The organism is Brevibacillus panacihumi W25 (assembly GCF_000503775.1).
Lineage (GTDB): Bacteria > Bacillota > Bacilli > Brevibacillales > Brevibacillaceae > Brevibacillus > Brevibacillus panacihumi_A.
In genome coordinates, this window is record NZ_KI629787.1 from 409,235 (window position 1) to 435,288 (window position 26,054).

Sequence of the window (26,054 nt, forward strand, 5' to 3'; positions counted from 1 at the left end):
AGTCATTTCAATACCCCATATCCTTTAAGATTCTTGACAAGGTGCGCAGACGCTCGCTGATCATCTCATCGTCGTTGCTCAGAGCTCGGCTGAATAGCTGTATATCTTCATGAATGCTTTCGTTGTCGGTACATATGGCTACGGTCATTGCATCCCCTTGCAAGGCAACCCGGTCGATAACGGGCTCCTGCGGGTCATAGAGATGCTCATATCTGTATGCTTCGCGAAAATGCGCCAACGATCGGCAAAGCAGAATGGACAAATCAAGCACGCGATGGAGGGGCAGTTCCTCCGATTGACTTGACCAGCTTTTTCCCGCGGTTCTCCATACTTTGGCCGTAAGAGTGGCTTTTTCACTGTCATTCCATTGGGCCAAGCCGAGAGAAAGTCCTTTGGCATCTGTGCTCCTGGCTAATCGGCCGTCAACCCGCTCATAGTTTTCCGACACGACGACAGGCTTATGTTGTAAGGTAGCAGGTATTTTCATGATCTTCGCTTCCTTCCATCTTCGAAATTACTGCATAGTTTATCTTGGTTTTCATCGTGATGCAATGATTTTTTGTTGGATTTTGCAAACTAATATTTATTTCGTTTATTAATTCAGGGACAAATGGTCATTTTGTTTGTTTTTATACAAATACATTGCAGCCGCTTTTCCCGCAAACCCAGAAAAAGGTATAGACAAATTGTGGCAATTGTCTGTATAATTCACTTAAACTTTTTTCACAAAAGTTTATATTTCGTCGCTGTTTACAGAAAATTTCATCAATGTGGGGAGTGGAAGGATGTCCAATTCAAGTTCAGGCACAGTCGAACCAAACGTATTAAAACGAACATTAACGCTTCGACATCTCATCATCTACGGGATGGTGACGATGGCTCCGCTTGCGCCGTGGCAAGTATATGGAATGGTGGCACAAAACAGCTTCAACATGGTGCCGCTCGTCTATGTAATCGGAATCCTTCTCATGTTTTTTACGGCGTGCAGTTATGCGCAGATGAGCAAGGAGTTCCCCAATGCAGGCTCCATCTATACATACGTTTCCAAGGGGATCAATCCTCATGTCGGTTTTGTAGCAGGCTGGACTCTTTTATCCGATTATATTTTGGCGCCTGCTCTTCTCTATTTGTTCGCGGGGATCTGGATGTCGGGTATCACTCCGGAGATTCCATCTATTGTCTGGAGCCTGTTCTTTTTGATTTTCAACACGGCCATTAATATCAGAGGGATTGAGACGAATGCGAAGGTCAATCTCGTCCTATTCTGGCTGCAAATCGTATCCCTGATCGTCTTCATTGGCTTTGCGATCAAATTTACCTTTGTAGACGGGTTAGGGGTTGCCGGTTTTTCCCTAGCGCCTTTCTATCAGGCGGAGCATATTGACTGGAATTTCATCGCGACTGCGGTATCGATTGTCGTGCTTGGTTTTCTTGGATTCGACGGCATCTCCACATTGGCGGAGGAAGCGAAGGACCCGAAAAAGACTGTTGGCAAAGCGAGCGTATTAGCGCTTGTAATTACAGGACTCATTTTTCTCGTACAGTCTTATATGGCGGCATTGGTGCATCCGAACTACACGGATTTGGACCCGGACATGGCTTTTTTTGATATCGCCAAGGAAGTGGGCGGCACCGCTTTTTATGTCATCATGATTATTGTGAACGTACTCGCAGTGGGTATTGCCGTAACTCTGAACGTGCAGTCCTCGGTGTCCCGGATTCTCTTTGCGATGAGCCGTGACCGCGTCATTCCTGGGGCATCCATTTTGGGTAAAATTCATCCGAAGTTTCAGACGCCTGTCAACGCGATTCTGTTCTCCAGCGTAGTTGCTCTGATTGTTTCCAGCACACTGTCGCTCGAGACGATCCTGCTTTTCATCAACTTTGGGGCAGTGACGTCCTTCATGGTGTTAAACCTGACGGTGATCTATTATTTCTTTGTCCGCAAGGGAGAGCGGGATGGGAAGAGCATCATGTTTTATCTTTTGTTTCCGCTTATCGGGTTTTCGGTGTGTGCGTTCGTCTGGACAGGCTTTGATATCGCTACGTATATCGCGGGCTTTAGCTGGATCGCGGTAGGCGCGATTGTCGGGTTCATCAAGTCAAAGGGCTACAAGGAAAATAGCCCGACTTTGAAGGATATGTAATGGGAGTCAAGAAAGCAGATGAAAACAAGGAGTGAAGAATCTATGATGTTGCAAGACAAGGTTGCGATCGTTACAGGGGGCGCTCAGGGGATCGGTGCTGCCATCGTCAAAAGATTTGCTGAAGAAGGAGCCCGGGTAGCCATTGCTGACATTCTCGTGGAAAAAGGGGAGCAGCTGCAAAAGGAGTTGGCGGATCACGGCCATGAAGTCCTCTTCGTTCGTACGGATGTCTCGAACACGGAGAGTGTGAAGGCATTCGTCGATAGCGCCATCGAGCGTTTCGGGAAAGTCGATATTCTGTGCAATAATGCGGCGGTCAACATTCCAGGCTCTGTAGAGGAGCTGGAAGAAGAGCTGTGGGACAAGACGATCAACGTCAATATCAGATCTCAATTCCTGATGTCCAAGTATGTTTTGCCGCATATGCGCAAGCAAGAAAAAGGCTCGGTCATCAATATGGCTTCGGCCAACAGTTTTGTAGCGGAGCCAAGGCTGGCGGCGTATGTAGCGAGCAAGGGTGCGATTATGCAGCTGACAAAAGCGATGGCATTGGATTGCGCTCCGAGCATCCGTGTAAATTGCATTTGCCCGGGCTGGGTGGATACGACCTTTAACGACGCGCACGCTGCGTTGTATGGCGGTCGTGAGAAGGTGCTGGAGGGATTGGGCAATGTCCAAATCATTGGACGTCCGATACAGCCTGCCGAGATTGCCAATGTTGCGCTGTTTTTAGCGTCTGATCTCTCTTCCTGCATGACGGGTGTACCTGTCCTTGCGGATGGCGGGATTACGGCTGGGATCGCATAGTAGATGTAAACGAAAAGGCATCCGTCGAGGGTGCCTTTTCTTGTAAAAGGGATATCTCAAACTTTCCTCGAAACATATAAGAGAGTCATTATTCCCGAAAAAAAAGGAATCTGCCATGCATACAACTGCCGGATACCACATGAACCAAATCATTTACGAAGACCCGTATATCCTGATTGGCCATGCCTATCCCAAAGGATCCTCCCGTCGGATGCTGATGAAAATGGTCAAGGAGAGCAATCGCATCGCCCTTGAGAATGCGAAAATCATGAACGAATATCGCATTGCTTCACGCTTGAAGATGGATGGCATTCTTCGGCCCATTCTGCCCATTGTGAATGGAGATGTCATGGCACTGGAATATGCACCGATCAACGGGGTAACGCTGCGCCGTTATTTTGCCATGCACGAGGTTTCGGTCAGTGAATGGATTCAGCTTGGTCTACGCATTTCAAACCTGCTGCTGGAGCTTCATCGCAAACAGGTTCTTCACCTCAATATAAGGCCTGAGACCATTCTCATTCAGCCGACTACCAAGCGTGTATTTTTTGCAGGCTTTGGTTATGCGGTTTCCGTATCAGAGAAGCCAGACCCGAACGGAAGATCCGCGCTTTTGGAAGCCAGTCCGCCGTACATGTCGCCGGAACAGACGGGAAGAATCAATCACAGGGTCGATCAGCGCGCGGATCTGTATGCGCTTGGCGTGACCTTGTTTGAGATGCTGACAGGAAAGCTGCCTTTCAACGCTACAGATGCTTTGGGCTGGTCCCATGCCCATATGGCGATACCCCCGGCTTTGTCCCATGACGATGTCCTCCGCATTCCGCAGTCTTTGTTGCGAATTCTCTTCAAGCTGTTAGCCAAGGATCCTGAGGAACGCTACCAGAATGCGTGGGAACTGCGTGCTGATTTTGCGGCGATTGGGGCTGAAGTTCACCCCTCTTTTACGGATCGAAGACTATCGATGAGGACCTCTCCGATTCCGTCCATCGAATCATACTTCGAACAGCATATGAGTTACCCGCAGATTCTTGATCTGGCAGCAATCGTGCAGTCTTCTCAGATTTTTGGAATGGAGACGGATGAGCTGCAGGTAGGGCGGGAACTGATGTCTCTAATCATCAAACAGGCTGGAGCAGAGAAGGGGTGGCTGGTTTCGGTTCGTAATGGCGAAGCAATCGTTGAATGGACCGGGGAAGTAAAGCGCGATCAGTTGGTTGTTGCACGACCCTGCCTGCCACTAGAGGCCTGTTCGGAAGCTGAAAAATCAATCGTCGCTGATTGCCTCCTGTCGCAAGCGGTGAGTCGTTCAGGCGGCGAAGGGAAAAAAGGCAAAGGATCTGTGCTTTGTCTGCCTATTCTCATCCAGGAGAAAATCAGGGGTGTTTTGTATTTGGAAAACACTTTGACTCCAAAGGCGTTTGTACCGGAGAGATTTACCGTTTTGCATCGGCTATCCTCTCAAGTGCTGTACATAACCAAATATTTGGCCCGTGCAGATAACCCGCACAATGGCCCGGCTTCAGACGGGGGAATCAGTCTGACAGCAAGAGAGAAGGAAATCGTGCACCTGATGGCAGCAGGTTTGTCCAACAAGGAAATAGCCCATCAATTAATCGTAGCTCCAGAGACGGTAAAAGCGCATATGCGAAACATTTATCGCAAGCTGAAGGTGAAACGGCGAATCGAAGCCGTGATGAGAGCCAAACAACTGCGGCTTCTCGATGAACAAAATACCCCGTTCGGGGGATAGAATTACGAATGGAGAGGGGATAAGGTAGAGAAAAAGATTCGTTTGGAGGAGAATAATTGCTGTGACCACGATAGCATTAAAACGAATACGCTCTCTTCTTTCCCTTTTCCTCGTAATCATCCTCTTTCTAGCATTCCTTCCTATTCAAGCTGTACAAGCCAGCGATCCACCCGATGAACCCGAAGTGACTGCCCAGCGCATTGGCAATTTGCCGGTTGGGACGAAAATTCGCGATAGCGTGAATTGGGATTATTTCACGGGTAAGGAACCAGGCTGGAATCCTACTGTGAAAGACGTGTACAAGACAGCCCCCATCACCTGGATTCTCGTGGAGAAAGATAAGCACGCGCGAAACACCAGCTTGTTCGTCTCCGAGGAAATTGTGGCTGAGTTAGATGTGAGGCACGAAGCAGGGAGATTGCAGTGGAAAGACGACTCTCTTCGAATCTGGTTACGGGAAACATTGTACCCGGAAATTTCTCCCTTGTTCCGGCGCGCCATTGCTGTGACCACCTACGATAAAGGTTTTTCGGATGTTTTAGAAAACGATACTCTGTTCGTACTTGCAGCCCCGGAATTAGCAACCATTCATGAACCATTTATCGATCCAGACCAAACCGTTATTCCGTACTTCAATCATGCAACGAACAGGATGGCGAATGGAAACAAATCGGGATATTACTGGACAAGAACCATCTATCCTGATTATTTCGTCTATTACATGGTGAACAATTCTACAGGTGAAGTTCGCACTTCATCTGTATATCCCCCCAACGGTGTACGACCAGCCGTTAATTTACAATCGGATACCATCGTGATGGGACCCTTTATCGATTCTGATGACGGCAGTTCCTACTATATGTTGGCCTATGAGAAGTATCGGGGGACGGCTGAGATCAATCCAGCGGAACTGCAAGCAGGACAAGCAGCAGACGTCCTTATTCAGGTTCGCAATGTAGATGACGCCATCGACACCGCCTTCAGCCAGCTGGCGGATGTAACGATCAGCGGCTATGTTTCCGCTCCGGATGGAACAGCAGGATCATTTGCCGGCGAGGAACTTAGTGGTACGCAAAAGACGATCCAGGTGCCTTTTGCCAATGGGGTCGCGACTGTACCTCTTGTTTTGCATTCGACATCGAAGCAGACTCTCCAGCTTCAGATGAAGGGACTGCTGGAACCAAATGTGGAAGCGATTGTGGTTCAACCCTCACCAGATGCGGTTCACTCCGCTATCGTGGAGCGGCAGCCAGTCGGACCAACAGCAGACGGAGGCGGTTTGCTGAGCACGCAGCCTGCGCTAAAGATTCAGGACAAATTCGGCAATCCCATCCCTGGGGTAACGGTTAGCGCAAAGAAAAAAGCTGGCAGCGGCGACTGGACGTTGAACGGAAATGCTACGGTCACAAGCGATGCGGCAGGGATCGCAGCATTTACAGGCCTGGCTGCCATCAATGCCGATACGAATCAGGACGTCGCAGCGGCGGTCATCGAATTTTCGATTGAGGGTACGACTGTAGCGGACAGTGCGTCATTTCCAATACGGAAAGACTCTGGCAAAATGATCACGGGGTTGCGGCCTGTTCCCCATGACCCCGATCATCCGAATGTAGATGACCCCGGGAAGTTTAGAAAAGTCGATTCCCATTTCTATATCACGCATGAAACGAATGCGGATCTATTATTTTCGGTAAAAAGCGCCAATCAGGTTGAGATATCTGTAGATGGTGCAAGCAGAGGGACAGCACAGAGAGATGCCGATGGATCGCTAAAAGTAGTTCAAGGCTCAGAATCCCTTTCTATCGACTCTACCGATCCTCTCTTGGACAGCTATGCACTTCGATTCAAAGCTCTGTCTGTTCTAAAGAAGAGCATGGAGATTGACATCTCGGCAACGTCCAACTCTGGTAGTGATTTGCAATCGATCATGTTACTGCAAGCCCCGACGGATATTTCACTAGATATTCCTACGAAATTGGAAATCAATCAAACGATCACCCTTACCGGACATACGGATGTTGAAGCGAAATTGCCGATTGTCATGACGGCTACCGAGGGTAGGATTGGCCCTGTGACAATCGATGATCAAGGCTATTTTTCTGCCGAATTCTCAGCCCCGTCCACTGCAGGGGAAGTGACTGTAACAGCAAAAGCTCCAGGGGTTGAGCAGTCGCTTGCGAAGAGTTGGGATATCAACATCTATGAGCCTCTAGCGATCACGTCTCCCGATACTTGTAACGGAATTGCCGGGAAGCCTTTTACTTGCCAGCTAACAGCTTCCGGCGGCATCGGTGACCGAACGTGGGGAATCGAATCGGGCAGCTTTCCCTCCGGGGTAAACCTGGATTCTCGAACGGGCCTGATCTCCGGCACTCCTTCAGGTGAAGGCACGTATCCGTTTACCATTTCGGTGATGGATTCAACTGGGGAAAAGCGAACAAAAGCACTCGCGGTCACCATTAAGCCGAGTACAGTGCTCCCTGCCCCCACCGGCTTGAAGGCAATAGCCGGGGATGGCGAAGTGGGGTTGTCATGGGAGCGCGTGGATGGAGCCACCCATTACGATGTATATGAGGGTCTGGCTTCAGGGAACTACAACGTGGGTATGATGAGATTTCATGACTATCCTGACAGCTATTCAGTAACAGGGCTACCCAATAACATCACTCGTTTCTTTGCAGTGAAGGCGGGGAATTGGGACGGAGAAAGTGACTTCTCAGCGGAAGTGAGCGCGACACCGCAAAAAAATGAAGCTCCTGTAGCCAGTAGTGTGCGCATTGACGGGACTCCGCAGGTAAACAAGACACTAATAGGGAGGTATACATACGACGACCGGGAAGATGACCCGGAAGGCGAGTCGATCTTTCGATGGTACGTGGCGGATGATGATTCAGGCGCGAATAAACAAGTACTAGCGGAAGAGGACGAACAATCGCTAGTGCTGACGCAAGAGCTGTCAGGCAAGTATGTGACGTTCGAAATCACGCCTGTCGCCAAATCGGGTGCGCAAGTGGGAACGGCAGTGGAAAGCCATGCAGTCGGTCCCGTCCGTGACAAGCCGCGTCCGCCAGATCCGCCGGAAGAACCAGAACCGCCAGGCGAAGAGGACGATGAAGCTGCTGTAGCGGCAGACAGTGAAGCTTTGAGGATCAAATTCGCTTCAGGTGACAGCGAGGACCACGTTACCCGACGTCTTACTTTAGCTAGCTCAGGACGGAATGGGAGCACCATCACCTGGTCCTCCGACAATCCCGATATCATCGACGACAGCGGTGATGTGACACGCCCGAATTCTGGGGAAGGCGATGTCCTTGTAACCCTGACAGCGACGATAACGAAAGGTTCTGCCACTGCGACCCGATCATTTGAATTGATGGTTCTGGCACGAGAGGAGGCTCCAGAGGGCAACGCCAATTTGCGTGACTTGCAGTTGTCTGCTGGAACCTTGAGTCCGAAATTCGATCCAGAGATTACCTCGTATAAGGCGCGTGTTTCAAACCGGACAACTTCCGTCACAGTGACGGCATCCGTGGAAGATCAGGATTCGACCATTGCGATAGAAGGAAAAACCGTGCCAAGCGGTCAAGAAAGCAAAGCCATCCGTCTGGACGTCGGCAGCAACGACATTGAAGTCGAAGTGGAGGCTTCTGACGGCACGACGAAGACGTACACGATAAAGGTGACGAGAGCAGCTGCCTCCTCGTCATCAGGCTCTTCTCGTTCCACCAGAGAATCCTCCAAAGATGAGGATACGACGCCAAAAGGGCTTGAAGTGATGATCGATGGCAAACAGCAGAAAGCCGTAGCGACAATGTCTGTTGAAAAGAAAAGCGGGCAAACGGTACATACCGTGACCGTGAATGGGAGGAAATTGGCGGATCAGCTTGAAAAGTCGGATCAGCAAGCGACTGTTGTCATTTCTGTCACGTCTCCCACAGACAAAGTGAACGTTTACCTGACAGGTGACGCGGTGCAGGCAATGGTGGAAAAAGAGGCTGTCTTAGAAGTGCAAACGCCGAACGGACACTACAAGCTGCCCGCCGAGGAATTGCAAATCATGCTAACGGCGAAGCAGTTCAAAGAGCGCGTGGACCTGTCGGATATGACCATCCAGATCGTAATTGCGAAGAGCGATCAGGCCCAGGTAAAACGGATGGAAGACGCAGCGAAAAAAGGAACGTACACCGTCGTCGATCCCCCCGTAGACTTTTCTTTGACGGCTGCTTATCGTGGCACAACGATCCCGATTCATCCTTTTCACTCGTATGTAGAGCGTAAAATCCCGCTCCCTGATGGCGTATCCGCTAACCAAGTCTCAACCGCCGTTGTTTACCATGAAAAGGGAGGAACGTACCATGTTCCTACTTATGTGCGTGTGCTTGATGGGAAATATGTTGCTGTGGTTCAGAGCTTGTCAGACGGTGCATATTCCCTGATTGGAAACCCGGTGTCGTTGGTTGATGTCAACGGACATTGGTCACAGGAAGCTGTCCATGACCTGGCGTCCAGGATGATTGTCAGCGGAATGGATGGAGGGTATTTCCACCCGGACAAACCGATCACTCGTGCGGAATTTGCCGCGATCATCGTCCGCGGACTTGGTCTGGCTGACGATGAGAATACGGTTGTGTTCAGGGATGTGAATGCCAGCGACTGGTATGCAGGGATTGTAGCGCAAGCAGCGCAATACGGAATCGTGAATGGATATGAGGACGGATCATTCCGCCCGTTGCAGTCGATTACACGGGAAGAGGCAATGGTGATGATCGCGAGGGCGATGAAGCTGGCGGGAATGGAAACCACAAACCGTGACACGGATGTGAATGATCAGTTGTCTCGGTTCCCAGACGGTATGGAGGTTCATTCGTGGGCCAAAGACGCGGTAGCTGCAGCAGTCGAGAATGGACTGGTAAACGGTACAAGCACGGGACTAATGCCGAAGAACCTGATTACGAGGGCAGAGACGGCCGCCATTGTACAGAGAATGTTAATCAAGGTGAATTTAATTAGGTAAAATTCGAGGAGAAGAAGGGGCGATCATGGCTGCTCCTTCTTTATATTTTTGGCTATATGAAACTGTATCGGGAAAGCAAACGCCTCGTATATGTGAAACGTTTATTAGATAGAGGTCGTCAGAATGTACACACAACACAAGAAAAGGTGGTCTCAACCATGAAAATGAAACGTACGATCCTCGCACTCTCCACTTGCGCCATTCTGTCTGTAGGTTTCATACAGCAAGGCTCTTTAGCTGCTACTTCCTACACGGATCAGAACACTGCTGTTGATAAAGATACTGTGCATATCATGGTTGATAGCCAGAATCAAGATGAGTTGGCAGCTGATTTTTTCCTGCCCGAAGCTACGATCACCACAGCCGAAGGAATTCAACTGATCGTCAATGCATTTGACTTAAATCTCGATGGAATTCGTTTTGTAAAAATGCCAGTTGCTAGCGATTACTTCAAGAATGCGAACAATAACGCCTGGTATGCAAATGCTCTCATCATTGCGGCGAATCAAGGCTTTGAATTACCTAACGACCTTGATCCAAATAAAATGTGGACAAAAGAAGAGTTTGTCTATCAACTGATGCACGTAATGGAATCCAAGAACGCTCTCTCCATGATTAACGTGGTTCCAGTCAAGTTAGCAGATGAAAGCGAACTAACTATTGCCTACCAGGGTGCGATTCAGCGAGCACTTGCTCTCGGCTTCACCAAGGTCGATGAAAAAGGTAATTTCAATCCAAAAGGCGAGATTAGCCGTAAAGAGTCTGCCGAGCTTATCCAACGTGCACTTGAGTACGTCAAGGCACGTACACTCCCAGCTCAGCAATAAGTGGAGCTACGGCAAAAAATGACCTCCCGAACTTGGGGGGCTTTTTACTTTCCCGGTACCGCCCACACCAAATGCATACATCCCGCCCAGTAATGCTGAACCGACACAATCTCCAGCTCCGAACTCTCGATGATCCTCATCATATCCCGATCATGGTGGCAGCCAGAGAAACGATAGAGGACCGGTTCCAATCGCTTTTGGGCAAAAGCAAGCAAAGAGTTAGAGCTCAGACCATGCTCCAGAAGCAAGATGCTGCCAGACTTCCTGCACCAGCGGTTGAACTGGTTCAGCACGAGAAGCGGGTCTGCATAACTGCATAGTGACAAGGTAGACACGATCGTATCAAAAGTATCGGGAGGAAAGCTCAGGTCATCCATATCGGATTCCATAAAAGTCGCGGGTATTCCAAGCTCTTGCGAGGCGGCCTTTGCCTTTCTGAGCATTTCCGGACTAAAGTCGACAGCCATTATTTCTTCCACTAGATCTTTCTTGTAAAAGGGAAAGTTGGCACCGGCTCCAACCGCTGCTTCCAGGATCTTTCCGCGAGCTGATCGGAGCAGGCGGCTTCGCCAAGGACCGAGCGCATGGGCTTTGCGATTCCGTTCATACATGGGAGCTTGTTTGTTGAATTTTTTGATTAGGTCGGCTTTGTTCAAGACCATTCCTCCCTGCAATCGTGTTGGACAGGGCTGAGCAAACGAAGATGTATGTCCCTTCAGTGTAACATAGACGACGTGCGATGAATGCCAGAACAAGCAGAAAACAGGGGTGAAGCCGTTCAGGACAACATCCCTGTCTTTTCGATACGTATTTTGATCGTGACCTGTACCGGCATCGCGGGGAAGAGATCGTCCAGCCACTCGTCAGCTTGCAATTCGCCCCCGCGTGCAACTCTGTATTTTTCTCCAAAGCCAGCAGGGTCCACTTTGAGTATTTGAAGCTTTTTGATCTGGCCCTCGATATCCTTTTTGAGGGTATCCGCGACAGCAGACTCCAGCTCTTTCAGCTTTGCAGGGGTGAACCGGGCTTCTGTAGGATCTTCGTCGACATCAAGCTGCAAGCTAAGGTCTAGTTTGATTCCTTCCTCACTGACCTTGCTCTTGCTTTTATGCGATAACAAGACATAGGTTCGATCTTTCACTGTCAAAGACGCCGATGTCGCGCGACCGCCTCTAATGAGGAGCAGATATTCCTGGGATTTACCTAATTATTACCAACCACAATCGCAGGGATTTTTCGGAATTTTCTAGAATGATTATCTCTATCATGAAAAGTGGGGGGACGGAAATGAACCAAGGCGGCAAGTATGTAAAGATAGAACCAGGAGTTGAGCTTTTTGTCCAGGATGTAGGAAATGGCGACCCGATTGTTTTGATTCCAGGCTGGACGTTTACGACGGAAGTTTTTCACAAGCAAGTAGAACATTTTCAAAAGACCAATCGGGTAATTGCGATCGACCCGCGCAGCCATGGCAGGTCGTCTATCACCATGCATGGGAATGATTACACGACGCACGGCTCCGATCTGGCAAAAGTGATAGAAGCATTGGAATTGAAGAACGTGACATTGATAGGCTGGTCATTTGGGTGCTTGACGATGTGGGAGTACATCAGACAGCATGGAACCCAAAATATAAAAGCCCTCGTCTTTGTCGACTTGTCTCCGAAGCCGCTATCGATCAACCATGAACAAGACTGGGTGGAAGGCCCCCTCGATGAGATTGCGGCGGCCTTTAACACGTATTTGCGAGATTCGGAAAAGCAACGGGAGTTTATATCTGCATATGCGACGGGCATCATGGTGCAAAGAGAACTGAAGGAAGAAGAACTGAACTGGATCGTAGAGCAGTCTCTCAAGACACCGCATTACATCGCGGCCAATCTTTTCGCGTCCGGCATGTTCTCGGATTATCGGACGGAAGCCAAGCTTGCGTGCGAGTCGGTACCGACCCTTACGATTGTTGCCGAGCATTGGGCACCCATCGCTAAGAACTTCGTTGCCCAGCATGCCCCGCAATCAGCTGTTGAAGTGTTGGGCGGGCATATGATGTTTTGGGAGCATGATGAGAAGTTTAATCAGATGCTCGAACCGTTCATCACGAAATCATAGAATACAATAACACAACCCGGCAGTAGGGCTAGAGAGGCCTCTGCCGGGTTTCCTTTTGCCAAGAATGTTCCTTTTCGATAAAAAACTTTCCTCAAAGAATCATTTCAAGTATAATGACATCGAGAGTTTCTAAACATAAAATATATGTAAGTATACTTAGGAGGTGTGAATATGTCTGGCAAACCACATATCGTCGGTATTTCCGGCAGCCTGCGCCAAGGATCACTGAATACCAAGCTGCTGCTGAACGCGAAAGAATACTTGCCTGAGCACTATACATTCACATTGGCGGATATTTCGCAGCTGCCCCATTACAATCAGGATCTGGAAGAGGATATGCCAGAGGCTGTTCTGAAGCTCGTGGAATTGTGCAAGTCGGCAGACGGCTTCCTGATCAGTTCTCCAGAGTACAACTGGTCCATTCCTGGTGTATTGAAAAATGCGTTTGATTGGTTGTCCCGTCAAGCAGTAGGCACACCGCTCGCTTTGAAGCCTGCGGCGATCATGGGAGGAACTCCGGGAGGTTTTGGTACTTCGCGAGGACAGCTGCATCTGCGCGAGCAGCTTTTCGCACTGAATCTGGACACGGTCAATCGTCCGGAAGTATTGGTGCCGCAGCTGCATTTGAAGTTTGATGAGGAAGGTCAATTCACCGATGAGATGGGCCGCAAATTGCTGGAGCAGCTGATGGCAAACTTTGTGCAAAAGGTAGAACGAAATAGGCAAGCGTAAACCAGATCCCCCTACCGCGGATAGACGGTAGGGGGATTGTTTTATTTTTCGCCCAAAAAATAGGCATTTGGAGGAGGAACCATTTATGGAGCATTCTTCATAAATGTATTGTAGCTTCATCGATAGGCATTCGTGTACATGTCGGTGTCACGGAGGTGGTAAACAATGGACGATTTCAAAAAAGACCTGAAAAAACTGAAGGTAGACAAATTCAAAGGCGGGGACGTGACTCCCTGGGACAATGAAAGTCAGAAAGATGCCATGTTGGTTCAGGGAAGATGCGGTCGCTGCAGCTGTTCGCATAGATGCTCCTGCAGTTGTTCTTGCAGCTGTTCATGTTCTTGCAGCTGCTCATGCTCTTGCTTCTGCAGCTGTTTTTTCAGCTGTTTCTTCAACTGCTTCTTCCGCTGCAGTCGCTGCGCCCGTTGCTTCTAGGTTTCAAAACGTAATGGTACTTGCCTGAGATGAAGAGGCAGCTCCTGTATGGTCAAGTGACAAGGCTGTCAGGGGCTGCCTTTTAAAAGATCTGGCATGAGGGACAAATAGAGGTACATAAGATGACGATGAAAGTGATGGCGCAGGTTACGAGAACGGCTCATGGCAAGGAGGGGTGGCATGAAAAATCTGAACGCTTCGATGCGTCTGAAAGTGAAAAGGGATACGTTTTTTTACCCTGATCCAAAGGGAAGCGTGTATTTTCGCAACAATGTAGGGTCGTTCCGAATGGAAGGCAGCGGGATTGATCAGTGGATTGAAATACTGTTGCCTGTATTTAACGGGGAGCACACTTTGGCTGAACTGACGGAAGATTTGCCTGCTGAATACCAGGAACGGGTTTATGACATTGCAGCAAGCTTGTTTCAAAACGGTTTTGTCCAGGATGTGAGCCAAGATCGTCCACATCAGTTGGCGGACAAGGTTCTGAAAAAGTATGCTTCGCAAATTGAATTCTTAGGCAATGTAGCGGATTCTGGTGCTTATCGTTTCATGTCCTATCGTCAGGCGAATGTGTTGGCGATAGGCTCTGGTCCTATCTTTGTCTCTCTCGTTGCGGCTTTGCTGGATTCTGGCTTGTCCAAGCTCCACATGCTGATCACAGATTCGATACCGACCAATCGACAGCGGATAGACGAATTGGCGGCACATGCCCGCAAAACGGACCCTGAGATCGCGATTGTGGAGCATGGTCTGCAGAGAGAGGGTAAAATTTCATGGCGCGAGGCTGTGCAGCCGTTTGATTCGGTATTGTACGTATCACAGGAAGGCCATGTAGAGGATTTGCGACAGCTGAACGCGATTTGCAGAGAAGAGGGCAAGCTGTTATTCCCCGCTATTTGCCTGCAGCAGGTGGGGATGGCAGGTCCGCTGGTACATCCTGATTCTGAAGGATGCTGGGAATCGGCGTGGCGCCGTGTACACCAAGCTGCGATTTGTAAAGAACAAGAGCGACATGCCTTCACTTCCACAGCCGGAGCGATGCTGGCGAATGTGGTCGTGTTTGAATGGTTTAAAACCATTACAGGCGTGAACGAAAAGGAGCCGAGAAACAAAGTGTTCCTGCTTGATCTGGAGACGTTGGAGGGAAACTGGCATTCATTCCTGCCTCATCCATTGGTGCGTGGAAACATGACAATGGAAAGGATACAAGACCTAGAGCGGCATCTCGAACAGAACAAGGACAGAAGCGAATCGAATGGCCTGATTCCTTATTTCAGCACGTTAACCTCTGCGGAAACGGGGATCTTCCATATTTGGGAGGAAGGGGATTTGAAGCAGCTTCCTTTGGCGCAGTGCCGCATCCAGGCTGTCGATCCGCTGTCCGAGGGACCTGCTGGGCTGTTGCCGGAGATGGTGTGTACAGGTCTCACGCATGAGGAGGCGCGCAGGGAATCGGGGCTGGAGGGAGTCGAAGCTTATGTCATGCGTATGGTACGAGAACTGGAACCGGATGATTTCATCGGTGTCGGAGCGGGAGAGACGATGGCGGAGGGTGTTTGCCGCGGATTGCTAAGATGCTTGTCAAAAGAATTAGGCAAGCAGCAGACGGCTCACATTCCTGCTGTCTTTCCGGTGCATGTGAGCGAGGTAGAAGATGCACGCTGCCAGTACTATCTGCACGCATTGACCACCATGCAGGGAGCACCCAAGATCGGACTGGGAGAAGAAGTGCTTGGCTTCCCTGTTGTTTGGGTCGGTTCGGGCGGACGCTGGCACGGCAGTGCAGGCTTGCATGTAACCCTGGCGTTGCGAAAGTCGTTGCAACAGGCATTGCTGCATGCGCAAAACGAAAGAGAAGTCCCCTCGCCGCAAGTGGAGCAGGCTTCGTCCATTCTTCTGGTGGAAAAGGAACCGCAACGATTGGTGATCTCCGCCGTCGATGATGCGTCCTTCCATCAGGATGTTTTGCAGTCCGCCTTGCAGATATTGAACAATCATCGTAAGCAGCTGATCCTCTTCGATTTGGCATGGGAACCATTTTGGAAAGAAGAATTGGCAGGGGTGTACGGGGTGTCGCTGCGAGAGGAGGGGGCCTGATGAGCGGCGTTGTGTTGGTTGTCGGAGAAGGGGTGCTGGCGGACTTTGTGTGCAAAGAGCTGTCCACGCTGTGCCGAATGGTTCGTCAGGCCGATTTGAATGCCGGAGTACCAGAAGCTACGGAATTGGCTCTGTTGCTGCATGATGCGTGGCACCCTTCTGTTCATCGGGAGGCGGAAATGCTGCTGCAGCCATCTGGCATCCCCTGGCTGCGCGGTTTCGTTTCTTTTGGGGAAGGCGTGGTCGGCCCTCTGATTCGCCCTGGTACGCCGGGGTGTTCCCAATGTGCAGATCTGCGACATCTCATGGCCGGCCGCGATCGCAAGGAGATGTGGGAGCTGCAACAGCGTTTGGGGGAGAATGGGGGAATTTCTCGTGATGCATGGGCATCGCATTCAGGGCTTTTGCAGGTGGCGCAGGTGCTCACAGCTGAGGTGCAAAGGGTGCTGAAAGGCGAGCAAGCCCACTTGGAGAGCCGGGTATTTTTGATCAATCTGAAAACGCTGAAAAGCTCGCGCCATTTCTTTTTGCCCGATCCTTCCTGTGAGGTTTGCGGTCAAATGCCGGATGATTCTTCGCTGGCGGCCCGTATAGTCCTGCAACCAAATCCCAAGCCCAGTGCCGACAGCTACCGCTCCCGTCCTTTGGATGATCTGAAAGAAGTTCTCAGCAAGGAGTATCTGGATTACCGGACAGGCTTTTTAAATGGAAAGCTGCGCGATCTGGTGTCGCCGTTTGCCGATGTGAGCGTGAATCTTCCTCTGTTCACGGCAGACGAATCCACCTCTGGTCGGACTCATTCCTATTTGCACAGCGAGATGACAGCCATCCTGGAGGGCTTGGAGCGGTACTGCGGTCTGGCACCTCGCGGCAAACGGACGGTCATCCACGACAGCTACCACAATCTTGCGGATCATGCGCTCGATCCTGTGAAGGTAGGACTGCATGCAAAGGAACAGTATGAGAAGAGCGGCTTTCCATTCAAACGATTTGATCCCGAACAACGTATTCCTTGGGTATGGGGCTATTCCTTCCTGCAAGGGCGTCCGATCCTGGTTCCGGAGCTGCTTGCCTATTACAGCATGGGCGGCAGAGAAGGGTTTGTCTTTGAAACCTCCAACGGATGCGCACTAGGGGGAAGCCTGGAAGAGGCGATCATGTATGGCATCCTGGAAGTGGTAGAGCGTGATTCGTTCCTGATGACCTGGTACGCAGAATTAAGCCTCCCGCGCCTGGACCCTCATTCGGCTGACGACAAGGAATTGCGCCTGATGCTTGAACGTTTGCAGGCGGTGGCGGGATACGAGGTCCATATGTTTAACGCGACGATGGAGAACGGGATTCCCAGCGTGTGGACACTGGCAAAGAACAGAAAGCAAAAGGGGTTAAACCTGATTTGTGCGGGCGGAGCCCATCCAGACCCTGTTCGGGCGGTGAAAAGCTCGATACATGAGCTGGCCGCCATGCTGCTGACACTCGACGAGAAGTTTGAGGCGAACAGAGAGAATTACGTGCGGATGCTCCACGATCCTTATCAGGTGCAAAAAATGGAGCATCATTCCATGCTGTATGCGTTGCCGGAAGCAGAAGAGCGCCTGCAGTTTTTGTTGGATGATTCTCGTCCATTGCGTACATTTGAAGAAGAATTCGCGCAGAAGCCGAGGCATGCCGACCTGACGGATGATCTGAAAGACATGCTTCAGACCTTTCAGCGGTTGAACCTCGATGTGATCGTGGTGGACCAGACGACCCCTGAGATTTCGCGAAACGGACTGTATTGCGTAAAAGTGTTGATTCCCGGGATGCTGCCGATGACGTTTGGTCATCATCTGACCCGCTTGTCTGGGCTGGATCGGGTATTGCATGTGCCAGTGGAGCTAGGGTACGCCAAGCAGCCGTTGACATTTGAACAGCTCAATCCGCATCCGCATCCGTTTCCATAAGGCATGACGAGGGGGAAGAAGGATGAGTCTGGAAGCATTTTTGCACCAGCTGCATTTCGATACTGACAAAGCCAGACCGCTTGACTTTGAGGTGGATTGGGATGATGCGCCGCTCCCGTTTAAACTCTACCGTGGCTTGCCTGTCATACCGCTATCTGCAGAAGTACCCCTCACACTGGAAGGAAGGGCGAGGCCTGCGAAGGCAGATCTGCGTGAACTGGGGCACTTTCTCTGGTATGTATTCGGGCTTACTCAATTTAGCCAGACGGTATTTGACTGGGATTCCGGTGGGACCATGCAGTCCTATCGGCGGTTTGTTCCTTCCGGGGGCGCGATGTATCCCAATGAATTATATGTCTATCTGAAAGTGGAGGATGTTCCCAGCGGAATCTACCATTACGACGTGGCACATCATCGATTGGTGTTGCTGCGCCAAGGCAATTTCGATTCTTATGTGAATCGTGCGCTCGGCAATCGCTGTGACGTGTCGGCTTGTTTTGGCACCGTTTTTGTGACAGCCATGTTCTGGAAGAATTTTTATAAATACTATAACTTTGCTTATCGCCTGCAAGGACTGGATGCAGGTGCTGTGATTGGACAATTGCTGGAAGTATCAAAACGTTTTGGCTATGAATCGGGGGTGTACTTCCAGTTTCTTGATCGGGCGATACACCATCTGCTTGGTGTGTCTGAGCGAGAGGAAAGTGTCTACGCGGTTATTCCGCTGTCGCTGGAGTCAGGGATAGCGTGGTTTGCGAAAGGGAATGAAGGAGAGCGAAATGTCTCAGCCGAAAAACTGTGCCAGGAGCTGACAGCTGTACGACATGATCACTTCGTCCGCTCTCAAAAGGTCCTGGAGTACCCGATGCTGATCCAAATGAACGAAGCATCGCGGCTGGAATCTCTGGGGTCGGTTCGGCAGATTGGGGGAGAGGAGAAGGCTGCCGGCGACCGACCTATGCTGGAACTGCCTCACGCAAAACGGATGACCTATGACCTGGCGGCTGCTTGCAAAAAGAGGTACTCACCGGAGCGGGATTTCGTATTAGGCAAGGTAAGCCGAGAGCAGCTAGCTGCTTTGCTGCATGAGGCGACGTCCTCCTTTTCTTACCGGAACGATTTGGATGAGGACTGCGAGAATCCTGATTCCCGAGTCGTTCTGTACAGCTGTTTCTATAACGTGGAGGACATTCCAGACGGCGCTTACCACTATGACCGTGCAGCTCATGCCCTGAGGCCGATTCGTCCAGGTGACCATCGGCATTGGCTGCAGCAGGGAATGAATCTGGACAATGTCAATCTGTTCCAGGTGCCGCTTTGTTTTCACGTGGCAGGGGACAGGAATCATCTTCTGAAAAAGCTGGGATACAGAGGGTATCGCATCCAACAGATGGAGGCGGGGATGCTCGTGCAGCGTCTGCTGTTGACGGCGTCTGCTATGGGCATGGGCGGGCACCCGCTCCTCGGCTATGACGTGAGCACCTGTGATGAGCTTTACCAGATGGCGCAGCATGGAAAATCTAGTCTGATTCAAATTCCAGTTGGTCCCTATCGTCCGAGGCCTCGGTTGGAAGGAGGGCTGCATGGTTAAGGAGATCCCCTCAAAAAGGTTGCCGTGTATGATTCGGCAGCCTTTTTTCATCGTTAGCTAGGGGAGGAGAGAATCCATTCTCTTTTTCAAATCGTACTGCAGGCGGTTTGCAAAGTTCCTGGAGATTTGCGAGAAATGTCTTTCCTCGGAGCGGACCCAGCTGAGATAGACGGACTGCTTGGGGATGTCCAGGTCCAGGGTGAGGATATCCTGATTGGGCAAATAAGGTTCTTCGATAAAGGAGTAGTCAATGCCGAGGGTGACAGCCAGATTTTCTCTGACGGCATTGCGAATGGCTGCGGTGTTGTTGGTTGTAAACAAAATGTCTACAGGACCGTAAGTGGCGGAAAAGTCCTCCACAAACCATTGGACGTATTCATCTTCGTATAACGCGAAGGGATGGCGCCGCAATTCCTCCGGCGAGACCGTGTCTTGGAAAGCAAGAGGGGAGTCCTTCGCTACACCTGCGACCATTTTTACCGGCAATACGGGTTCAAAGATCAGCTCTGCGTTTTTGGGAACGAGGTCTCCGTACAGGATGATCAAGCCAATGTCGAGTTTCTCCTGGCGAATGTCCTCCAGGATTTCTTGCGTTCCTTTTTCCGCGATTTCAAAACGAATCTGAGGGTAATCCTTTTTAAAGCCGGCTATCGCGTTTACCAGCAGATTCATCGGGCCGGGAATGGTTGCGATTCTCAGCTCGCCGCTGATCGTATTGGTAAAATACTGTGCCTCCTCCCGAAGCTCTTGCAGCTTCTGCAGCACTTCAACGGCTTTTTTGATGAGAATCCGTCCTTCTGGCGTAGGGACGGCGCCCAGCCGAGAACGGGTAAAAAGGGAAACGCCCAGCTCTGCCTCCAGACTGGAAAGAGCTTGGCTAATCGCTGACAGGGTGACGTGCTTGTTCTGCGATGCTTTGGTCAATGAGCCGGTTTTCGCGACTTCAACGATGTATTCGAGCTGCTCCAGGTGCATGGCAGATTCACATCCTTTACTAAAAGTGAAGGAACGGTAACTATATTTACATATAACTAAATATAAGGGAGGTCTATACTTGAATCAAGGGCACGAAACACATTCACATCTATCAAACCGCCCATCGAAATGGAGGCGTTTACAATGGCAAGACTGGAAGGGAAAGTCGCGATTATCACAGGCGGGGGCACTGGCATCGGGAAAGCCACAGCTCTTCGTTTTGCAAAAGAAGGCGCAAAAGTAGTAATCGCAGACTTCTCCGCACGGGGACAAGAGCTGTCCGAGCAGTTGAACGGGGAAGGCTACGATACGCTCTTTGTCAAAACGGATGTGACCAAAGAAGATGAAGTGAAGCAGATGGTGCAGGCAACGGTGGCCAAATACGGCAAGCTGGATATTCTGTTCGCCAATGCAGGGATCGCCATGGATGCGCCAGCCGATCAGCTCAGCCTCGAGGATTGGCAGAAAACCATCGACATCAACCTGACCGGCGTCTTCCTGTGCGATAAATACGCCATCGAGCAAATGCTGGCGCAAGGAACGGGCGGTGCCATCGTCAACTGCGGCTCCATTCACAGTCACGCCGGAAAAGCAGGTGTTACGGCCTATTCTTCCGCCAAGGGCGGCGTCAAGCTGCTGAGCCAGACACTGGGAATTACGTATGCCCAACAAGGCATCCGCGTCAATGCGGTCTGCCCGGGTTATATCGACACCCCATTGATTGCTGGACGCAATGAAGCCATGAACGAGCATCTGATCAGTCTTCATCCAATGGGACGTCTCGGCAAACCGGAGGAAGTAGCCAAAGCGGTACTGTTCCTGGCGAGCGACGATGCTTCGTTTATTACGGGGACGAGCCTGCTGGTGGATGGGGGATATACGGCACAGTAAGCCAGGCATTGGCGGCTGGTAGATAAGACACTATATTTGTCCCTGTTATGGCAAACTCATGTGCCGTAACAGGTTTTTTTATTTCATTCATCCTTACTTGAAATGATGAATCCCCCGACAACGTGATTACCACGAATGATGCGTCCCGTAAACCCTGTCATAGAGATGAAAGTCGAGAGTCATTTTCCGTTATGGCGTAGGTAGAAAATTAAAAATCAGATTATTACAATAAGTGAAAAAAGTAATCGCTTTCATTATCCGGTTTTGGAACAGACTGATCATATTCTTTTGAGGAGGGAAGTTGCAATGAGAGTTTTGAATGCAAGTCAAATCGTTGACCGTTCTCGGTTCAATGCCTTTCATCTTGCAATCATTGTCTGGAGTTTTATCATTATCATGTTCGATGGTTACGACATTGTCATTTACGGATCGGTCGTTCCGGTATTAATGGAGGAGTGGTCGCTGTCGTCCGTCGCCACTGGTGCCATCGGCAGCTACGCCACCCTGGGGACAGCCATCGGAGCGTTAGCATTTGGGTATCTGGCAGATAAGATCGGCAGGAGAAAAGTGATTGTACTAAGTGTCGTCTTGTTTAGCATATGCGTTCCCTTGGCGGGCTTGATGGTTGATCCGGTACTGTTCGCGATCTGCCGCATCATCGCCGGTTTGGGGCTTGGCGGCGTGATGCCCAACATTATCGCTCTTACAACCGAATATGCGCCCAAAGCTTCGAGAGCGGCGATCGTCTCCTTCGTATTTTGTGGATATTCGGTCGGAGGTATTTTGGCGGGACTGGTTAGCAGACTTATTCTGCCGGAGTTCGGATGGCGACCTATTTTCTGGATCGCAGCAATTCCGTTGCTCATGCTGCCATTTATCCTCAAGGCATTGCCGGAAAGTTACGGTCAACTGCTCCGAAAAGGGGAGCATAAGAAAGTTGGACAAATTCTTAGCAGAGTGGATCCGGAATACCAACCGGGTGAACAGGACTCGTTTACTATGGGCTCGGATGCGAAGGAAGCCAAGCCTTCCGTTGGAAAGATATTTGAAAGCAAACGTCGCCTTAGCACGGTTATGTTTTGGTTTGCATGCTTCAGCTGCTTTATCCTCATATCTTCTTTAAACACCTGGCTGCCCAAGCTGATGATGGAAACGGGCTATGATCTTCGTTCCAGCTTGACATTTGTGATGGTATTGAACGCAGGAGCCATTTTGGGAACGATCATTTTTGGAAGATTAACCGACAAGAAAGGGTTCAAAACGATTCTGATCCCCCTGTATGTTTGCGGTGCTGTTGCTCTCAGTGCCATCGGTCTCAAAACGGATCTATGGGTCGCTTACATCTTGATTGCCATTGTCGGGGCAGCATCAATTGGTCTGCAAAATCTGCTGAATGCCTATGTCTCCCAGTATTATCCGGCAGAGATTCGATCTACGGCAGTCGGTGTGTATACGGCCTTTGGAAGAATCGGGGGGATTGTTGCACCGACACTTGTAGGTGTATTGCTTTCCATGAGCCTGTCGCCGCAAACGAATCTGGTAGTGCTCGCCTTTTCCGGTGTAATTGGTGCGATCGCAATCCTCCTTGTCAAGGAACAACATGGGGATTCGATAAAGAGATTACCCGAAGAAACAGGTGTCGAGCTCAAGAGCCAGACATAAGAAAGTCGCCAACGGAGAATCCTTTCAGGGTTCTCTTTTTCCTACACGAAGTACAAGAAAGCTTCTCGGATTCGTCCATGGTGTAGGTAGTTATTAGAAACGGCGGCAAACTATAATTTTGAATAGACTAACAATTCATACAAAAAAGAGGAGGGCGAGAAGCATGGAAATGGTCACGGTAGGAGTTGTCGGTGCCGGATCAATGGGAAGCGGCATTGCCAATTTGGCAGCGATGTCGGGCTTCCACGTAATCCTTCAAGATCTCGAAGAGAAGTTTTTACAGTCGGCAATGGGAAGAATTGATTCGTTCCTTGTCAAAAGTGTTTCGAAAGGGAAAATGACGGAGGCTGAAAAGTCAGAGGTCATGGGGCGGATTCAAGTCACTACGCAGCTTGAAGAAATGAAGAGGGCAGATATCGTCATTGAAGCCGTCATTGAAAATTTGGAAGTAAAGAAGAGCGTGTTTGCAAGACTTGATGAGATTGTTCCCGATCACGTCATTCTAGCAACGAACACCTCATCCATGTCAATCACGACGATAGCCGAAGCCACCAAGCGTCCGGAACGCGTCGCGGGCATGCACTTCTTTAACCCTGCACAAATCATGAAGCTGGTGGAAGTCGTACGAGGATACAAAACCAGTGATGAAACGGTGGAAGAAATCAAAGCATTTTCACGACGATTAAACAAAGAGCCCGTTGTGGTAAAGAAAGATACGCCCGGATTTATCGTAAACAGGATTATGGTGCCGCAGTTCATCGAAGCGATCCGGTTATTGGAGGAAGGAGTAGCCTCCGCAGAAGACATTGACAAGGCAGTGACACTCGGACTGAACTATCCGATGGGACCATTCGCGCTGCAGGATTATGGCGGAGTGGACATTGGCCTGCATGTAATGGATTACTTTTACGAGGAATTCAAAGATAACCGATTCGCGGCACCGCTTTTGCTTCGCCAGCTTGTACGGGCAGGCCGCTTGGGCAAGAAAACGGGAGCCGGCTTTTACGACTATAGCAAGTAAAACAGGGAGGGTCGCATGTTGAAATCGGAATTTATCTTGTGTGAAATCGAAAACGAAGTAGCGGTTGTTACCATTAATCGTCCACCAATGAATCCACTTAACACGCAAGTGCTGACGGAACTAGCGCAGATCATGGGGGAATTGGAAGCGAACAGCGGAGTGGGAGCCATTATCCTTACCGGGCAAGGAGAAAAGGCATTCGTAGCTGGAGCAGACATCCATCAGATGCTGGAGCTTGATCATATCGGCATGATGGAAATGAACAACGTCTCCCGATCGACCTTTTCCAAAATCGAGAATCTGTCTAAACCGGTTATAGCGGCCATTAATGGACTTGCACTCGGGGGAGGGTGCGAATTGACATTGGCTTGCGATTTGCGGATAAGCACGGAGAAAGCGAGGTTTGCTTTTCCTGAGATGTCTTTGGGGATCATTCCTGGAGCCGGAGGAACGCAACGTCTGCAGAGGCTGGTTGGCCAAACAGTGGCAAAGGAACTTCTTTATTTCGGGGAAATGATCAATGCCCAAAGAGCGCTGGAGATTCACTTGATTAATAAAGTGGTGCCTGCAGAAGAGTTGTTGCCCACCGCAAAGGATTGGGCGCAAAAGCTGGTGCAAAAGCCGGCTGTCGCTCTTCGTATGATGAAAACAGCTGTAAATGCCGGCGCAAGCGTAGACTTGGAGACGGCGTTGACGATTGAAAGCGCTTGCTTTGGAAATGCCTTTGCCACCCATGATCGCAAGGAAGGCATGCAAGCATTCGTAGAAAAAAGAAAACCTGTGTTCTCGGGAAGGTAACTGGAGGAGTGGAGCATGAGCATTGATCATCACCTGGAGCAGTCACGACCTGTGCTGGTAGTGGGTGCCGGCCCTATTGGATTGACGGCTGCGCTTGCTCTAAGAAGCCTGGGAATACCTGCAACGGTAATCGAAGCGGAGCCGAAGGGACGGATGCGGCCGGGAAGCCGGGCCATTTACTTCCACAAGGCAACGCTTTCGCACCTGGAAGAAATAAGTCCCGGCCTTGGTTATACCTATGCGAAGAACGGGATTGTCTGGCCGGTAAAACGAACGTTATTTGGAGGCAAGGAGGTGTATGTCAAACACTACCCTGCACCGAATCCAACAGATTTGCCCCCGTTTGCCAGTCTGCCTCAGGTTGAGGCGGAGCGGTTTTTGTATGAAGCGTGTCTGAAAGCGGGCGTAGAGTTTATCTGGGACTCTCCTGTCACAGATGTCGAGGCCAATGATAAGGGAGTTACAGTGACCACGGAAAGGGGAACCAAGTGGTCTTGTCATTACCTGATCGGAGCTGATGGAGCGCGTTCCACCGTGAGAAAAGCAGTTGGAATCGAGTTTGAAGGCCCAAGGTCCAATGACTTTTTTCTGGTCGTGGATGTCCTGGAAGACACCGAAGCACCTCTGCCATTGGAGCGTGTGTTCCATTATAAGCATCCTACGATGGGAGGACGAAACGTATTGTTCGTGCCGTTCGCAGGGGGATGGAGAGTAGATTTGCAGCTCCTGGAGGGAGACAATCCCGAAGAATTTGGTGGCGTGTCAGGTGTACGGCAATGGTTGCCCAAGGTCATGGACGAAAAGTACGCAGATCGGATCAGTTGGGTCTCTACGTACCAGTTTCACCAGGTGGTGGCAAAATCCTTTGCGGATGTCTCCTGTCGTGTCTTGCTCGCTGGGGAAGCAGCGCACCTGTTTGCCCCATTCGGTGCCCGCGGGATGAATTCAGGCGTACCCGATGCCATTTTAGCGGCACGGGCGATACGTACAGCACTGGATGCTTCTGACCCCGAAACGGCAAGGAAGGCCATTATGGAAGCAGCGGAAGAAAGAAAAATAGCGGCACAGTACAACCGGGATTGTGCGGGGATTGCACTGGAGCACATTCAAGGAAACTCGCCGGCCATGGGGATGAAACGGGAGATTGCTGCCTCCTTGTCGTCCATCCTGCCGCGCTTGGGCCGTTGGCTCGACGAAGGTCCCTATGGTCCCAAGTCTGGTCCTCCTCAATTAACCACCAAGTACTAAA

The 26,054-nt window shown here is 50.4% G+C and carries 20 protein-coding genes; 16 read left to right on the plus strand and 4 right to left on the minus strand.

The annotated features are described in order from the left end of the window. Positions 1 to 7: 7 nt before the first annotated feature. Positions 8 to 487: a DUF6530 family protein gene (locus T458_RS55395; RefSeq protein ID WP_023555501.1), complete on the minus strand. Its 480-nt coding sequence runs from the start codon at positions 485 to 487 to the stop codon at positions 8 to 10. Positions 488 to 785: 298 nt separating this feature from the next. Between T458_RS55395 and T458_RS55400 the strand changes: the two genes are divergently transcribed. The 5 genes from T458_RS55400 (at position 786) to T458_RS55415 (ending at position 10,548) form a co-directional block, all read left to right on the plus strand. Continuing rightward, the gene (locus T458_RS55400; protein ID WP_023555502.1) at positions 786 to 2,147 is read left to right on the plus strand and encodes an APC family permease; all 1,362 of its coding nucleotides are present in this window, start codon (positions 786 to 788) and stop codon (positions 2,145 to 2,147) included. Between the two features lie 42 nt (positions 2,148 to 2,189). After that, positions 2,190 to 2,954: an SDR family NAD(P)-dependent oxidoreductase gene (locus T458_RS55405; protein WP_023555503.1), complete on the plus strand. Its 765-nt coding sequence runs from the start codon at positions 2,190 to 2,192 to the stop codon at positions 2,952 to 2,954. Between the two features lie 115 nt (positions 2,955 to 3,069). Beyond that, the gene (locus tag T458_RS55410) at positions 3,070 to 4,707 is read left to right on the plus strand and encodes a protein kinase domain-containing protein (protein ID WP_023555504.1); all 1,638 of its coding nucleotides are present in this window, start codon (positions 3,070 to 3,072) and stop codon (positions 4,705 to 4,707) included. Between the two features lie 61 nt (positions 4,708 to 4,768). Continuing rightward, on the plus strand, positions 4,769 to 9,721 hold the full coding sequence (locus T458_RS56220; protein WP_023555505.1) for an S-layer homology domain-containing protein: 4,953 nt from the start codon (positions 4,769 to 4,771) through the stop codon (positions 9,719 to 9,721). Between the two features lie 158 nt (positions 9,722 to 9,879). Further along, complete coding sequence (locus T458_RS55415) at positions 9,880 to 10,548, plus strand: S-layer homology domain-containing protein (RefSeq protein ID WP_023555506.1); 669 nt, start codon at positions 9,880 to 9,882, stop codon at positions 10,546 to 10,548. A gap of 44 nt (positions 10,549 to 10,592) precedes the next feature. On the opposite strand, the gene T458_RS55420 is transcribed toward T458_RS55415, so the two are convergent. Beyond that, complete coding sequence (locus T458_RS55420; RefSeq protein ID WP_252989890.1) at positions 10,593 to 11,210, minus strand: class I SAM-dependent methyltransferase; 618 nt, start codon at positions 11,208 to 11,210, stop codon at positions 10,593 to 10,595. Between the two features lie 116 nt (positions 11,211 to 11,326). After that, complete coding sequence (locus T458_RS55425; protein WP_354702703.1) at positions 11,327 to 11,695, minus strand: Ger(x)C family spore germination C-terminal domain-containing protein; 369 nt, start codon at positions 11,693 to 11,695, stop codon at positions 11,327 to 11,329. Positions 11,696 to 11,835: 140 nt separating this feature from the next. On the opposite strand from T458_RS55425, the gene T458_RS55430 reads away from it, so the two are divergent. The 6 genes from T458_RS55430 (at position 11,836) to T458_RS55450 (ending at position 19,458) form a co-directional block, all read left to right on the plus strand. Beyond that, positions 11,836 to 12,657 carry an alpha/beta fold hydrolase gene (locus tag T458_RS55430; RefSeq protein WP_023555509.1) on the plus strand — a complete coding sequence of 274 codons (822 nt, stop codon included), beginning with the start codon at positions 11,836 to 11,838 and terminating at the stop codon, positions 12,655 to 12,657. Positions 12,658 to 12,828: 171 nt separating this feature from the next. Beyond that, a complete protein-coding gene (locus tag T458_RS55435; RefSeq protein WP_023555510.1) occupies positions 12,829 to 13,389 on the plus strand; it encodes an NADPH-dependent FMN reductase in 561 nt (186 codons plus the stop codon). 165 nt (positions 13,390 to 13,554) lie between these two features. Further along, positions 13,555 to 13,824 carry a heterocycloanthracin/sonorensin family bacteriocin gene (locus T458_RS58000; RefSeq protein ID WP_084568095.1) on the plus strand — a complete coding sequence of 90 codons (270 nt, stop codon included), beginning with the start codon at positions 13,555 to 13,557 and terminating at the stop codon, positions 13,822 to 13,824. Positions 13,825 to 14,004: 180 nt separating this feature from the next. After that, on the plus strand, positions 14,005 to 15,924 hold the full coding sequence (locus tag T458_RS55440; protein ID WP_023555513.1) for a putative thiazole-containing bacteriocin maturation protein: 1,920 nt from the start codon (positions 14,005 to 14,007) through the stop codon (positions 15,922 to 15,924). Continuing rightward, positions 15,924 to 17,867, plus strand: a complete 1,944-nt coding sequence (locus tag T458_RS55445) for a TOMM precursor leader peptide-binding protein (RefSeq protein ID WP_023555514.1) — start codon at positions 15,924 to 15,926, stop codon at positions 17,865 to 17,867. The genes T458_RS55440 and T458_RS55445 overlap by 1 nt, the downstream gene beginning before the upstream one ends. A 22-nt stretch (positions 17,868 to 17,889) precedes the next feature. After that, a complete protein-coding gene (locus tag T458_RS55450; RefSeq protein WP_023555515.1) occupies positions 17,890 to 19,458 on the plus strand; it encodes a SagB family peptide dehydrogenase in 1,569 nt (522 codons plus the stop codon). Positions 19,459 to 19,515: 57 nt separating this feature from the next. Here T458_RS55450 and T458_RS55455 read toward each other — a convergent pair whose 3' ends face one another. Continuing rightward, a complete protein-coding gene (locus T458_RS55455; RefSeq protein WP_023555516.1) occupies positions 19,516 to 20,433 on the minus strand; it encodes a LysR family transcriptional regulator in 918 nt (305 codons plus the stop codon). A gap of 129 nt (positions 20,434 to 20,562) precedes the next feature. On the opposite strand from T458_RS55455, the gene T458_RS55460 reads away from it, so the two are divergent. From T458_RS55460 to T458_RS55480, 5 genes are all read left to right on the plus strand, one after another. Then, positions 20,563 to 21,324 carry an SDR family NAD(P)-dependent oxidoreductase gene (locus T458_RS55460; RefSeq protein ID WP_436967342.1) on the plus strand — a complete coding sequence of 254 codons (762 nt, stop codon included), beginning with the start codon at positions 20,563 to 20,565 and terminating at the stop codon, positions 21,322 to 21,324. A 306-nt stretch (positions 21,325 to 21,630) separates the two neighbouring features. Further along, positions 21,631 to 22,986, plus strand: a complete 1,356-nt coding sequence (locus T458_RS55465; protein WP_023555518.1) for an MFS transporter — start codon at positions 21,631 to 21,633, stop codon at positions 22,984 to 22,986. Positions 22,987 to 23,149: 163 nt separating this feature from the next. Then, the gene (locus tag T458_RS55470; protein WP_023555519.1) at positions 23,150 to 24,007 is read left to right on the plus strand and encodes a 3-hydroxyacyl-CoA dehydrogenase family protein; all 858 of its coding nucleotides are present in this window, start codon (positions 23,150 to 23,152) and stop codon (positions 24,005 to 24,007) included. Positions 24,008 to 24,022: 15 nt separating this feature from the next. Next, positions 24,023 to 24,805, plus strand: a complete 783-nt coding sequence (locus T458_RS55475) for an enoyl-CoA hydratase/isomerase family protein (protein WP_023555520.1) — start codon at positions 24,023 to 24,025, stop codon at positions 24,803 to 24,805. A 15-nt stretch (positions 24,806 to 24,820) separates the two neighbouring features. Then, complete coding sequence (locus tag T458_RS55480; RefSeq protein WP_023555521.1) at positions 24,821 to 26,053, plus strand: FAD-dependent monooxygenase; 1,233 nt, start codon at positions 24,821 to 24,823, stop codon at positions 26,051 to 26,053. The last annotated feature ends 1 nt before the right edge of the window (position 26,054 follow it).